The sequence below is a fragment of the Mycobacterium sp. pV006 genome (assembly GCF_041287115.1).
Taxonomy (GTDB): Bacteria; Actinomycetota; Actinomycetes; order Mycobacteriales; family Mycobacteriaceae; genus Mycobacterium.
Genome location: NZ_JBGGKT010000057.1, coordinates 1 through 880 on the forward strand (window position 1 = coordinate 1; position 880 = coordinate 880).

General features: G+C 60.6%; 1 protein-coding gene. It reads left to right on the forward strand.

What is annotated here, in order from left to right; genetic code table 11:
- The first annotated feature begins 61 nt into the window (after positions 1-61).
- Positions 62-826 carry an IS6-like element IS6100 family transposase gene (locus ACAG25_RS24775; RefSeq protein ID WP_001389365.1) on the forward strand — a complete coding sequence of 255 codons (765 nt, stop codon included), beginning with the start codon at positions 62-64 and terminating at the stop codon, positions 824-826.
- Positions 827-880: the final 54 nt, after the last annotated feature.

Genomic DNA, 880 nt, shown 5'->3' on the forward strand with positions numbered 1-880 from the left:
GGCTCTGTTGCAAAAATCGTGAAGCTTGAGCATGCTTGGCGGAGATTGGACGGACGGAACGATGACGGATTTCAAGTGGCGCCATTTCCAGGGTGATGTGATCCTGTGGGCGGTGCGCTGGTATTGTCGCTATCCGATCAGCTATCGCGACCTTGAGGAAATGCTGGCGGAACGCGGCATTTCGGTCGACCATACGACGATCTATCGCTGGGTCCAGTGCTACGCCCCGGAGATGGAGAAGCGGCTGCGCTGGTTCTGGCGGCGTGGCTTTGATCCGAGCTGGCGCCTGGATGAAACCTACGTCAAGGTGCGGGGCAAGTGGACCTACCTGTACCGGGCAGTCGACAAGCGGGGCGACACGATCGATTTCTACCTGTCGCCGACCCGCAGCGCCAAGGCAGCGAAGCGGTTCCTGGGCAAGGCCCTGCGAGGCCTGAAGCACTGGGAAAAGCCTGCCACGCTCAATACCGACAAAGCGCCGAGCTATGGTGCAGCGATCACCGAATTGAAGCGCGAAGGAAAGCTGGACCGGGAGACGGCCCACCGGCAGGTGAAGTATCTCAATAACGTGATCGAGGCCGATCACGGAAAGCTCAAGATACTGATCAAGCCGGTGCGCGGTTTCAAATCGATCCCCACGGCCTATGCCACGATCAAGGGATTCGAAGTCATGCGAGCCCTGCGCAAAGGACAGGCTCGCCCCTGGTGCCTGCAGCCCGGCATCAGGGGCGAGGTGCGCCTTGTGGAGAGAGCTTTTGGCATTGGGCCCTCGGCGCTGACGGAGGCCATGGGCATGCTCAACCACCATTTCGCAGCAGCCGCCTGATCGGCGCAGAGCGACAGCCTACCTCTGACTGCCGCCAATCTTTGCAACAGAGCC

Bases quoted from the DNA above. Each gene is read 5' to 3' on its own strand.
- ACAG25_RS24775 (WP_001389365.1), top strand. From the start codon at position 62: ATGACGGATTTCAAGTGGCGCCATTTCCAGGGTGATGTGATCCTGTGG.